Source organism: Kriegella aquimaris, from assembly GCF_900103215.1.
Lineage (GTDB): Bacteria > Bacteroidota > Bacteroidia > Flavobacteriales > Flavobacteriaceae > Kriegella > Kriegella aquimaris.
The window spans coordinates 156,412-168,870 of record NZ_FNGV01000001.1; the positions used below are offsets into that span (position 1 = coordinate 156,412).

At 39.4% G+C, this 12,459-nt stretch carries 13 protein-coding genes; all 13 read right to left on the minus strand.

The window, feature by feature from the left end; all coding sequences use genetic code 11:
• Positions 1 to 102: 102 nt before the first annotated feature.
• Positions 103 to 759 carry a hypothetical protein gene (locus tag BLS33_RS00690; protein WP_089884288.1) on the minus strand — a complete coding sequence of 219 codons (657 nt, stop codon included), beginning with the start codon at positions 757 to 759 and terminating at the stop codon, positions 103 to 105.
• Positions 743 to 1,234 (minus strand): RNA polymerase sigma factor, encoded by a 492-nt coding sequence (locus BLS33_RS00695; RefSeq protein WP_089884290.1) that lies wholly within the window; start codon positions 1,232 to 1,234, stop codon positions 743 to 745. The genes BLS33_RS00690 and BLS33_RS00695 overlap by 17 nt, the downstream gene beginning before the upstream one ends.
• Before the next feature lie 150 nt (positions 1,235 to 1,384).
• The gene (locus BLS33_RS00700; RefSeq protein WP_089884292.1) at positions 1,385 to 1,675 is read right to left on the minus strand and encodes a hypothetical protein; all 291 of its coding nucleotides are present in this window, start codon (positions 1,673 to 1,675) and stop codon (positions 1,385 to 1,387) included.
• A gap of 13 nt (positions 1,676 to 1,688) precedes the next feature.
• The gene (locus BLS33_RS00705; protein WP_245731232.1) at positions 1,689 to 2,147 is read right to left on the minus strand and encodes a GNAT family N-acetyltransferase; all 459 of its coding nucleotides are present in this window, start codon (positions 2,145 to 2,147) and stop codon (positions 1,689 to 1,691) included.
• A gap of 9 nt (positions 2,148 to 2,156) precedes the next feature.
• Positions 2,157 to 2,501: a 5-carboxymethyl-2-hydroxymuconate Delta-isomerase gene (locus BLS33_RS00710; protein WP_089884294.1), complete on the minus strand. Its 345-nt coding sequence runs from the start codon at positions 2,499 to 2,501 to the stop codon at positions 2,157 to 2,159.
• Positions 2,502 to 2,507: 6 nt separating this feature from the next.
• On the minus strand, positions 2,508 to 3,350 hold the full coding sequence (locus BLS33_RS00715) for an NAD(P)H-binding protein (protein ID WP_089884295.1): 843 nt from the start codon (positions 3,348 to 3,350) through the stop codon (positions 2,508 to 2,510).
• A 27-nt stretch (positions 3,351 to 3,377) separates the two neighbouring features.
• Positions 3,378 to 3,896 carry an anthrone oxygenase family protein gene (locus BLS33_RS00720; RefSeq protein WP_089886117.1) on the minus strand — a complete coding sequence of 173 codons (519 nt, stop codon included), beginning with the start codon at positions 3,894 to 3,896 and terminating at the stop codon, positions 3,378 to 3,380.
• Between the two features lie 4 nt (positions 3,897 to 3,900).
• Positions 3,901 to 4,302, minus strand: a complete 402-nt coding sequence (locus BLS33_RS00725; protein ID WP_089884297.1) for a DUF5367 family protein — start codon at positions 4,300 to 4,302, stop codon at positions 3,901 to 3,903.
• Positions 4,303 to 4,402: 100 nt separating this feature from the next.
• Positions 4,403 to 5,257 carry a helix-turn-helix transcriptional regulator gene (locus tag BLS33_RS00730; protein WP_089884299.1) on the minus strand — a complete coding sequence of 285 codons (855 nt, stop codon included), beginning with the start codon at positions 5,255 to 5,257 and terminating at the stop codon, positions 4,403 to 4,405.
• Positions 5,258 to 5,462: 205 nt separating this feature from the next.
• The gene (locus tag BLS33_RS00735) at positions 5,463 to 6,566 is read right to left on the minus strand and encodes an acyltransferase family protein (protein ID WP_089884302.1); all 1,104 of its coding nucleotides are present in this window, start codon (positions 6,564 to 6,566) and stop codon (positions 5,463 to 5,465) included.
• A gap of 187 nt (positions 6,567 to 6,753) precedes the next feature.
• A complete protein-coding gene (locus tag BLS33_RS00740) occupies positions 6,754 to 9,018 on the minus strand; it encodes a carbohydrate binding family 9 domain-containing protein (protein WP_089884304.1) in 2,265 nt (754 codons plus the stop codon).
• A 120-nt stretch (positions 9,019 to 9,138) separates the two neighbouring features.
• A complete protein-coding gene (locus BLS33_RS00745) occupies positions 9,139 to 10,029 on the minus strand; it encodes a hypothetical protein (protein WP_143017551.1) in 891 nt (296 codons plus the stop codon).
• 3 nt (positions 10,030 to 10,032) lie between these two features.
• Complete coding sequence (locus BLS33_RS00750; RefSeq protein WP_089884308.1) at positions 10,033 to 12,213, minus strand: hypothetical protein; 2,181 nt, start codon at positions 12,211 to 12,213, stop codon at positions 10,033 to 10,035.
• Between the last annotated feature and the right edge of the window lie 246 nt (positions 12,214 to 12,459).

Below are 12,459 nucleotides of genomic sequence, written 5' to 3' on the forward strand. Positions count from 1 at the left end.
TGTTTTCTTGGTTAGTGGCTGAAAACAAAATTTATTACATGTAAATCATATTTTTTTATAATATCACAAAAAGTTTAATAAGGTCAGCCCATTATGAGGTGTTTAGCTCCTTAAACTTTCTATGTCTGTCATCAATTCTTCTAGTTTTTTGAATACTCTTCCATAAACAATATTTAAATCCCATTTATAAATTTGACCTCCAAAAAACGCCAGTAAGACTAAAATTAATATTACACTAATGATTCCTATTAGCGGAATTCCATATACCAAATAGACATCAGGAAAACCTATACGAATTTCATTTACTAATCTTTCACCCAACGGAATGCCTTCAGCATCTTTAAACCAAAATCCTAAAATCATTGATATAAATATAATTGGGTACAAAAATTTTGACATTCTCTTATTGATAGCTATCTGTTTGTTTTTCCATTGGTTGAAAGCCTTTAAGTACTGATAACTACTTACACCTAAATCTATTTTCTCTAAATCATTCAATAACTTCTTATTGATAAAAACAAGAACTGAAAGGGTAACAAAAAATATAACACCTGTTATTGGTATTCCTATAAAGAAAGAGACAATTAAAAAGATAAATGAGAATGCGACAATTGCAATCAAATTTATTTTAAACATTCTTTTAAATTTATCAATGACATGAATTGATTTTTGGCTGTATAGTTTATTTATTTTAGGTGCTATCAATGCATCTGTTTTGAGAAAACCTTCTTTCCAGATATCTTCAATTGATTTTTCCATCTACTATTTTTTTTAATCTTGTTTTAATCCTTTTAACGCGTACCCCGATATTGTTAGGATTGGTTCCTATAATCTCAGCGATTTCTTTTTGTGATTTTTCTTCCAAATAGAGCATAATAACCGCCCTATCGATTTCCGATAGTTGTCTGATGGCATCGTATAGCACATTTAAAGATTCGTCAGAAAACGCATGAGAATCTTCTGTTTGTTCAGCGACCAAGGTATCGGATACAAAATGGTTCTTATTTTTTTTATCCTTTTTAAGCAATGTCAAACAAACGTTTAATGCTATTCTGTAAACCCAAGTACTCCATTGCGATTCCTCACGAAAGCGCTCTTTACTACGCCATATTTGCAAACACACCTCTTGATAATAATCTTCAAAGTCCTCTTGAGAATCGGTATAGGCCCTACATAACTTGATAATTATGCCGGCATACGGTAAAATGGATATGTTATAAAAATCGCTACTCAATACTCAATTTTATTGATTAGTGGCTGCTTTTTCAAATTATTACAGTCTATGTGAAGATATTCTAAATTATAATATTTGAAGATGCAAAGTAAGTTGACCTTACAACATTTTTTAAAGTATGGATTTAACCCTTGATCGGAGTCAAAGTATTTATTCGGAGTATATTTTTTCGGTTGCTTTTTTTAAATCCGCTTGAGGTAAGAACTGATCGGAAATTGTGAGAACGGCATGAAGGTTATCGCGAAGTCTTTCTGATTTGATTTCTCCTGGTAACATCGCGGTTTGAAGCAGATGTAGAGCCATATCGGCAAGAAGCAATCTTTGTTTTTCCAACCAATCATCATCTCCTTGTTTTGCTTGATGATTCAAGTAACCCCTTTCAACTTGAGCGTGCAGTGCCCAACTTGTTTTTATGAGGTCTTTTTTTTCGTTGTCTGTCATTACGGATTCAATTTTAATTGAAATGTATTTTCATGCCTTCATGTGATGCTATAAAACCAAGCTTTTTATAAAAGCGAAGTGCCTCCGGCCTTTTTTTATCCGTGGTCAATTGAAGCACGTGCGCTTTACGTTCTTTGGCACGTGTGATTGCCCATTCCAATAGGGTTTCACCAATGCCCATACCTCTGTATGCTTTGTGTATTCTTACCGCTTCAATTTGCGCTCTTATGCCTCCGCAATACGTGAGGTATTGTATAAAAGATAGCTGTAATGTTCCAATAACCGCTGCCTTTTCATTTTCAACAACAATGAGTTCCTGATTTTTATCCGCATTTATGTTTTCAAACGCCATACGATATTCCTTTGGTAATGGCGTTTGAAAATTCTCCCTTGTTTTTCCAAGCGTATCATCAGCTATCATTTGCACGATAGCTGAGATATCACTTGTTGTCGCTCTTCTGATGTTTATCATTTTCCTGTATTAGACCATGGATTTATTGCAGTAGCCTACTTTTTCAAAGTCTTTTATATTGATTGAGACTATGGGTACATTTGGGAATAATAGTTTGAGTTCGGTAACCAAGCGTTTTGCAAGCATGTTTTTTTCAGCATGGCTCCTACCTTCCATGATATAGGAGAACACATGAATGAAATCATCCTTGGTATTTCCGATAGTGTAATGGGTATACGGATGGATTCTTACCTTGATATCACCTTTGCTAAAAAGCTCTGTGGCCTCGGCTGTATCGTATACCTTTTGTATGATTTCTTCTGGAGATTTCATAGCCATAACAGGCGCTGAGCATTCAATTATAAAATGTGGCATAGTAGTTTAGTTTGTTACTAGCGGATTCCATATGCCAGCAGTTGTTGTTTCTTTTATATACTCGGAAAAATCTTTCGGTGGTCGGCCAAGTACCTGTTCGATATCGTTGGTTATTTCCGCAGTGTTAGGATTGCCCAAGACTTCGGTAAACAAGTACTCGATCAACCAAATGAAATCTGCGGGAACACCTTGCTCCTTCATAACATGTATATACGCAGACAAAGCAATTGGCGTAAAGGCAATATCTCTTTGCGTTGCTTCGGCAATCTCTTGAATCACTTCTCTAAAAGTTAGTGTTCTGGGGCCAGTAAGTTGATATATTTTTCCATCGTGCTTGTTATGCAATAAGGCTTCTACAGCTACATCGGCAATATCATCTGTATCTACATAGGGTACTTTGACATCGGCTTGTGGTAAAGCCACAAAGCCTTCGAGAATAGGTTCCAGAAAAAAGCTTTCACTAAAATTTTGATTGAACCAGCTCGCTCGAACAATCGTATAAGCCAATCCTGAGTGTATCACAACCTGCTCACAAAGTTCAGCTTCGGGCTCTCCCTTACCCGACAACAACACCAACTTTTTTACATCGGCCCTTTTCGCTTGTTTGGTCAATTCCTCTATAGCTGCCAAGGCTCCCGGAACAGCTAAATCGGGTTGAAAAGTGATATACACTTTATCCATACCCCGAAGCGCATGGCCCCAAGTTTCTGAATCGTCCCAATCAAACGAGGGTGACGTCGATCGTGAACCTATACGAACATTATGGCCGGCTTTGGTTAATTTGTTGGCCACTTTACGGCCTGTTTTTCCAGTTCCGCCTATGACTAAAATGTTACTTTGCTCTTTCATTTGATTTATGTTTAAATTATTATTGATTTATATTCCGTTTCCAATCGTATTTCTTGTGATTTGAATAAGGCTTATGATAAGGAGTGCAAATGACACCGTAGCACTTATGGTTCTAATGAGATGCAAGTGATTCCATTTTACTTCAAAGAGTTCTCTTAAGGTTTTTAAGTCCACTTGATTTGCCGTACTTAATTCCGTTGCATCTAAAATGTTATTGAGGGGCACATTTCCGAAAATGGTCACAAGTGCCACGCCTACAAAATAAATGGCTACGGCAACGAGCAATACCCAGAATAGTGCCGTTGTAGCACCTCTAAAGGCAATCAAACTGTGGAGCCCCAATATAACGGGCCCAAAAAATGCAATAAGGAACATCGGGTTTACTATAGTTCTATTCATCTGCTGAAAAGACAGGAGATAACTCATATCATCTAACCTACCAATGCCTGGTGTTATCGCATTTGTCCAAGTAAAACATAATCCTGCCGATAGTCCGGTGAGAAACACCAGTAGAGCCATTGCGATATATTCAAAAGTAATGTCCATAACCTTATTGTTTTGATGCATTTATTTGCGGATTTACACGGGCATACCAGTACAATGTGGCTACCAATAGAAATTCAATGGCGATCATCCAGAATCCTAAATCGGTAAAAAAGCTATAGTGACTTCCTCCTTTTGGAATCACAAAAAATGGAACTGTAATGAGTGCATCTAACGTAACAGCAGTTAATAGCAGTGTCTGACCAACTCGGTAACCATGGGTTTGACTATCTTTTTTGTAGTAAAACCAACAGCCAAACCAAACCAATGGGATGACAGCTACAAACAAAGCAAGATTTGCTTGTGTCTCTGGATTTTCTAAAAGGGGCACATTATAAGAAATTGAATACAATAGGATGCCAATACTCCAAATGAGGATACCCAATACAATGGCGCGTTTAATTTTCATGTCTCTTAGTTTAAAAGTTACATGGCAAAACTATTTCAATGTTGTGCTGGAGGTTTGTTTTAAAAGGAGTATGATCTGTTCGAAACGGAGTGTGCCTAAATTACTTGATTTGGCTCGGTCTGTAACCGAACTTTTTTTCGAACGCATTGGAGAATGAACTCAAACTGTCATAACCAACATGCCAGGCGGCTTCCTGTACTGTCGATTCTTGAGTTCTGATGAGTTTGTGCGCGAGCGTAAGACGTTCGTTTTGAAGGTATTTAAATACAGGTACCCCAAAGAATGCTTTAAACTCCTTTTTCAGTTTAAAGGTGTTCAATCCTATTTGTTTGGAGATTTCACTAAGTGATGGCGGATTATCAATATGCTGTAATAAGATGTCTTTGGCCTGATTTAGTTTTTCGCGTTCAGCCGTATTGATACGTTGCGTTCTTACAAGGGCTAGCTGACCAAAGAAATGAGAGAGTAATGCTGTGATTTGACTACGGAAGAACATCATTTTTGTTTTCCCCTCATATTGAATATTAAATAGGGAGTCGACAATAGCCTGCATATCCGGTGTCATGATAAAACTAGGTCCTTCTACATAGTGATCCGAAGGATTGACCAACTGATTAAGGAGGTCTCCAAATAGCTCACCTTCTTGATTGGGCAGCTTATCAATTGTCTTTGCAGCTGTAGCAATGACAATACATTCCAAAGGTTTTGAAGCGGAAACCGAATGAATGAATTCTACGTTGTCATTGGCATAAAATGAAAGTGCCAAGCCTTTGGTATGACTGAACTCTTTTTGTTTAGTGCCGTATTTAACGGTTAGATCAACATTACCTGACCCATAAAAAGCAACTGCAATCAGGGCCTCATCAAAAAAGCAAGCGTCGGTTGTAGGTTCATTTACTTTGGCTTCTTCTACCAAAATAATAAAATCATTTATGTCTATTATATCCCTTGTCATTTCGCATAACAAATTACAAAATTTCAACTTTGTAATTTTCTTATGGAATTAGAATACCCCAATCCCTATTTATGACAATCTTGATTTCTCCGAATGAGCAAAAGCGGCGCAGCCGTATTAGCTACGCAAAATAAAGTAAATTCCCAACGGGTTCAAAACTTTGTATTTGCCGTACACTATCGAAGCTGTGGGACTTGATTGCTTCTTAAATTCTGATAAATATTTTCTTTTTGTACATCCAGTAACAAATGTACCAAAGCATAAAAAGTACAATACAACTTAAAATGATTTGTGAGCTCAATTCGCCGGTCCAACCAAATAGGGCATTTGAAAATGGAAGAAATATTTTCTTAATAAGTTCAGCGCCCCCAACATGGGCAAAAAGGTAAATAAATAGCGGATTCATACCGACTATGGCAAAGAACAACACCCCTTTTTGATATTTTTTGATATCGATCAACCAATAACATAAAGCGAGTGCTATCAACGACCATCCACCGCTGGCAAAAACAAAGGTACTGGTCGCTATCTTTTTTATAATTGGCGTAAATGGACTCAGACCATACCCTATAACTAATCCGATCAGCCCTGCCGCAAACAAGATTAACAGCTTTTTCTTGGCCGAATAATTGCCTATGAGTAATTGACCTGCCATAACACCCCATATGGTATGTGCCGCCGTTGGAATAGCGTTAAACATAGCCCACCCGGCTCCACTATCTTCCCCTGATATAAGCATATTAAACCAAGCCGGAAAATTTTCTCCGTTGACAAAGGCATTTGTAAAGCCTTCCACAGGAAAGAATCGATATAAGCCTTCGGTAATTAAAAGTAAGAGTATTGAAAAACCAATTTGAACTGCTACGGATTTACGGATTATCAAAAAAGCCAAAATATAGGTAACGCCTAGTTGTGCCAATACATTTTGAAACCTGAAAACAATCTCTCCTGGATCGATACAATATAATGCCCAGCCCAAGAGTAACATTAAAAATGCCCTTTTAACGGCATGTATACTTAAATCCTTATAAGAATCCCCTCTCGCCATTCTTTTTGAAAAAGATAATGGCATGGCGACTCCAACAATGAACATAAAAAACGGTTGGATTAAATCCCAAAAATGTAGTCCTTCCCAACGAACATGGTGCAGCTGAGACCCAATAGCATGAATAAAAGTTCCTTCAAATTGTGGTAATACGAAAAAATTGAAGAGGTGCGTAAACTCGGCAATAAGTAAAAACATGGTTAACCCCCTATAAAAGTCGAGGGATAAAAGCCGACCGGTAGACTTTAGTTGTACTTCAGACATGGTTTGTTATTTTAATTGGTTTCTAATTCAAGTAAAAAAGTTCATTTTACACCATAGTGCTTCCGAACTTTGACTAAAGATAAACGAACAGTTCTTTATGACTGCTATTGCGGGACTATTTTTAAAATCACAGGCTCCAATTCTGCGATTTATTATAGTTCACGAAACGCTGAATTTAGCATCCGCACTAGATATTTATCCAATACGTAAACTTAAAGATTAGTGCGCGGTCTTTACTGGCAAAACCGGTTGGAAAATAGTTTTCGGTATAAACGATAAAGAAATCGGAAGCCGGTTTGTAACGCCATTGCAATCGTGCATTCAAATTCATATTATCGGCCAGGTTGTTATACTGGTAATAGCCCGTAAAGAATAATTTATCGGTAAAGGTGACGTCTAGCTTCGGCCCCAAAAGAATTAGCTCTTCATCACCGTAGTCTTCAGGTAATTTTAGATTATTGTAATCAAAACGCATCGTTAATTTCACATAGGGCTGAAAACGCATATTCAGCTCGCCCGACATATTTAGGTTGGTGCCATTGTAAAATCCACCATAAGTTGAGTTCAACAAATAATTGAATTTGTTGGTCGTGTTGCTTTGATAAGTGGCGGAAATGGTATTCCAATGGTACCCCTCCCCTTCCAAAAATTTAGTGTACTTAAAATTGTTTACCGGATTAAAATCCATGGTCAAATATTGAAAAATATATTGGTAATCGAATGTCAGGTTCGCCGAATTTTTAAAATCGAAAACGTACCCCAGGGCAAGTTCCCTATCCGCCAAAGTACCGTTCGGTAAATAGGTGTCATTCATGCTAGCTTGAGGACCCGTAAATAGAAGGGCATCGTTCTTGGGATACATTTTGTAGGCTACTTCGGAATAATAACCGATTTGACCCGGATACACATTGCTACCTGGCACAAAACCTACTTCTGCATTGAAGTTTTCATTTACAAAGAAGGTTCCAAAATTTGCATTCAGGCTTCGATCCGAATATTCAAAAAAGGCAGAGCCCGACATGGTCTTTGATTTATCACGGGCATCGAACGATTTGGCTAAAAAAGAACTATGGTACCATCTGTTATCTTTACTTCGCAGTACCAGATCGACATCGATTACACGATTGTAAGTGTTTGGTTTAAGATGCTCGTCCAGGTTCGCCCTCCCATATATACTGGGGTGGTAATATTTCAAGGAATCTCCTTCTCCAACTCCTATACTTTCTTTATTTACAAAAGTCGTTGAGAAACTAGACTGTTGCCAAAACTTTCGTTGTAAGGTGGCGACTGTATAGTTCTGGGCGGGCAATCCCAATTCCAACATTTTCTTCGTATGCATATTCATAAGACCCAAGCGCCATTTTTCATTTATGGACCCGCTAAGTCTGGCACCATACAAAATGGGAACTTTTTGAGCAATACCAGCGGTGTCTTGAACAATACCGATACGCCTCGAGAAAAAGGGCCGAGCGGATTCAAAACCCGCATTGGCAAAGAGATCGGTGTTTTCTAGGAAAAATTGTCTCCGCTCAGGGAACTGAAATTCAAACCGCGATAAATTAAGAATTTGCTCATCGACTTCTATTTGGGAAAAATCAGGATTCACGGTGAGGTCTAAACTCATGGAAGGGGTGATACCTATTTTGGCATCGAAACCGGCTTGCAGTTCTTCAGAAGATTCGATGGGGTCTACCTGACGATTTTGAAATAGGCCTCCAGAAACATACGGAATGACGGAAATATTGGTTCTGGCCGTAGGAATCGGATCTTCCCATACCAGTTGCCCGGCATAGGCAAAGGTGCCCGTATAGAACTGTCTGGGCGTTTTTACCCATGCCGACTTGATATTTCGTTTTTTATCAAGCCTATCGAAAGTGACATTCCATTCGCTTACATCGCTTTTGTACTTAAAACTTTTAAACGGAATAGCCAATTCTGCAATCCACTTATCTTTGTACCGTACAACCTTGGAATACCATTTATTGTCCCAATAAATATTAAAGGCGTTTTCTCCGGCGCCGCCACTTGATACCGTACCATCCCGTTTGGCTCCGGCAGCGGTAACATTAAAGAAATACCCGTTCAGGCGATCGTTATAAGGGCCGAAAATAAAGGAAACATTATCATTTAAAGGATATTCGAAATCTCTTCGAAGGGTGCTAACGTTATCGGGACTGTCATCATCAAAACAAACGAATGCGACATAAATAAATTCATCGGTAAAGGTCAGCCGTGCCTCCGTTTGAAATGGGGAAGGCAGACTGTCGACCGGATAGTTCTGATACCAATTGTCTGCTACATCGGCATCTTTCCAAGCAGGTTCATCAAGAATGCCGTCGAGTACAATTTCTCCATCAGATTTTTTAATCTTCAGTTTTGTGCCTGATAGGTTTTGAGAATGTCCCGTTAAAAAAAAGAAGAAGAATAAACTCCCCAGAAAATAGCGCCCCACTTTTAGTACATAAGAATTACCGATGAGGAAGTTAACAGTTTTTTTGGACTTACGTATGTATTGCTTTTAATAAAATATCTCTCCCCAACAAATCAATGAAGGTAATCAGGTGACCCCGCCTTAAATTATCTGAAAAGGACTCCCGATTAACCGGAATTTTAACCAATTTTCAAGCACCAAAGCATCATTTAATGCTAGCACTTGTGAATGCGCATCGGCAATTAATTCCCCTACGGTTACTTTTTGAGCATTTGTAAATATTGCTAACAGAATTTTGGTAATGGTACGTAAGGGAACGATATGAACGGAATCCCATGTACCAAAGAACGTACAACTTCGCCCTTCCATAATGAGCTGAAGTCCCATAGGCAATGATTCCTTTTTGTCATGAAGAAGGCTGTTGCACGATAAAGAAATAAGACTACCAATGGGCACGGTCTGCTTGAATTGGTTTAAATGTCGCCATCGAAAACCGCGATAGCCAGACCAGCCTCGGCTTCTGCCATGACCGACATAAATGGCAAGCGTACAACCTCGGCTGAGTTTATGGCCCAACTCTACATTAGTAGTCGTATCTGCAAAGTGCCTTTTCACCTGACCTTTGTTATAGCGATGTCTTCGCAAACATTGATAGATTTTTTCGCCCCATTTCATATAGAGCGGTTTCATCATGGCAAGCGTCAGAACTTTTTGTGGCTGTACTTTTGAATATAGCTTTATGGCCATCATCCAATTCACGATATCAGCTACTGTTTTATAAAATACCAACGATAGTACAAGATCATCAACACAGATCTCTGGAAAATCAGCTGGATTCCTTTTTCCATATTGAACAAATAGAATCACGTTACCATAATGTACCCCATTCTGATTCAAAAGTTTTACAATCGTATCTTTCTTATATGGAATAGATTTAGGAGTAAGCCAATGGTCAACTTTAATTGTTTTGGCCAAGTTTGTCTCAATGGCCTCCTTTACGAGTTTCGAGGATAATATGCTAGTCAACCTCAAAACTTATGAATTGAATACAAATTGTTGATACGGATCAAAAGCTGCTGTATCAAAAACAACGGGATTCCCTACCGTGTCCAACAAGGTGAGATGCTTTCTAACAAACCAATGCATCATTATTTGCCCTTGCTGCTCTCTATTGAAGGCCTCAAAGTCACCATTTGCATCATTGAGTGCCGTTTCACCGTTTCTTCCCAAAATACGGCCTAAGTTTCTATGATTTGTGGTTATGCCATCGTAACGATCATTAATAGTCAACGAATTGGCTACAGGTACATTAGAATCGGCATAGCCATAGTTGTACCCGCTTCCAAGATCGGTTTGTGCAATTGCAGCTTCGGCCATATAAATACCGCCCACCTCTTTGCTTTGCCAAATGTGCGTAAGCTCATGAATAAGCGTTGGGCGATCAATAGTTCCGTCGCTCACATCAAAGTTAATAAGATTGATAGTTACAAAGGCCCTGGATTGGGGCTCCTTAGTCCATAAATCCTGAATTCCGAAAATGATAAAATTCAGTGGGTCTTCGGTAGACAAAAAGACATTTTGATAGTCTAGGCTATTGCCAAATACCAATCTTGCGTCCGCTTCCTCTTCTGGTCTAAGCCCCCTGTAGCTGCCCAAAAGACAGAACAAATGGGCAATAAGCGTTGCGAAGGCCGCAGCACCTAAACGCAAGGTCGCCATGAGCATATCTTGAACCGCCTCTCTCAACTCAATGAGCATGGCCACAACTTCTTCTAGAAATTCTTCGGCTGTATCTATAATGACAGCCTGGAAGAGGTCGTCGAGCGTTTGACCGATATCTTGCATACCTTGAATGAATATACCCAGGGCATTTCCCGGGTCCTGGGCGATTTCGACAAGCATGTTGCCAATGGTAAGCCCCGCATCTAACCCCGCACGGATAACTTCGGCACAAGCTTCTACGGTTTCGGTTACCGCCCAACTGATTAGCCCGGCTATAGCGATTCCGGCATCAAGTAGACCGCGTGTATAGTCGAAAATAAAAGGTATTGCACTGGTAGTCAAGAAATGGTATGCATAGTAAAAAGAATTACCAATGGCCGCCGTAGCAATTCCTATTTTTTCCCAGATTAATGTACCTGTCGTATTGGCCCATTCGTAAAAAGTACTTAAGGCCTCCCCAATACTCTCCCAAGCTCTGAGCATACCTTCAAGTGCCATTTGTGATTGCGTCGCTACCCAATCTAATGCGCTCATCAGTCTTCCCTTGGCATATCGAACGGCGAGCAATGTACTTCTCCATAAGGCACTAGTAGCGTTTTCCGCTTGGTCTAGAACAAAATTGAATATATCGGAAATAGGGCCTAAGTTTTTAATTATCCCGTTTACGAACCTGCGCATTACAAAATAGGATTCGGAAACTACCGTTTTTAAAATATCGGCAATCGTATAACCTACGGCAAAAGCAGCTTCTACAAACTTGGATGCTTGATTATAGGTCCAGACAAATACGGCCCCGATAAATTCACCCAATTCACGCCCAGCTTCTATCAATGCGGCCAACATATCACCGATTTGTTCAGCCGTCCATGCGACCACTTTTTCGAACAACCTAGCTAGCCCTTCCCCAATATTGGTTGCGGCATCAATAATCGCATCGACAGCTTCTACAATACCATCTACTGTATCTTCAAGGGCATCTACCAACCATTCAGCGGCATCATCAAGCGCGTCTACGACAATGTTAGCGGTTTCAGGCGACTTCACACGATGTTTTCTGAGCACCTGCCCGGCATACTGTAACCAAACGGCTATATCTGGCATACTTCCACCGGCTTCCATAAAATCTTTCATACAGGTGCGCGCATCTTTCTTTTTGAGCGCTGATATGTTTTGAATCACAAATAGGCTACCGGCTTGCCCGGCTTGATCTAAGACCCCACTGAGTACCATCTTACGTTCTGGCGCTGTCAATTTTATACTGGCATCGAATAGTCGCTGGGTTTCGTCTAGAAATTGTTCTTTGGTTTGTTGTGTCCCGATAAGGTCGCGGGTAAAGGAGTAGATCGCATTTTTGGATTTTGAAGCAGCTACTTTAAGATGTTTGCCGATATCCTTTGAGGCTATATCTTGTTTTCGAATTTGCATACCAATCTGTTTTTTGTCATTTTTTAGATGCTTTGTTCCCTTCTGGTTTGATTTTTTTTCGGTTGTCATAAAAATTAATTTTTGTTAGTGGTTCGATGCTACTTCAATGGTCCGCAGTTATGGAAAACAGCGAATTATCAGTATGATTCTATGAGATATGGCATTTAATTGTTATTACCCCGCCTTGAGGTGTTTTTCCTGATTTTTTGTAATTGGCGCGTATCAACTAAGAGTAAGTTATTTAGATTGCCCACCATATGGGTACGTAATGTATAACTGGAACCTATTTGTGTGTAGGCTGTAGGTAATTCATAC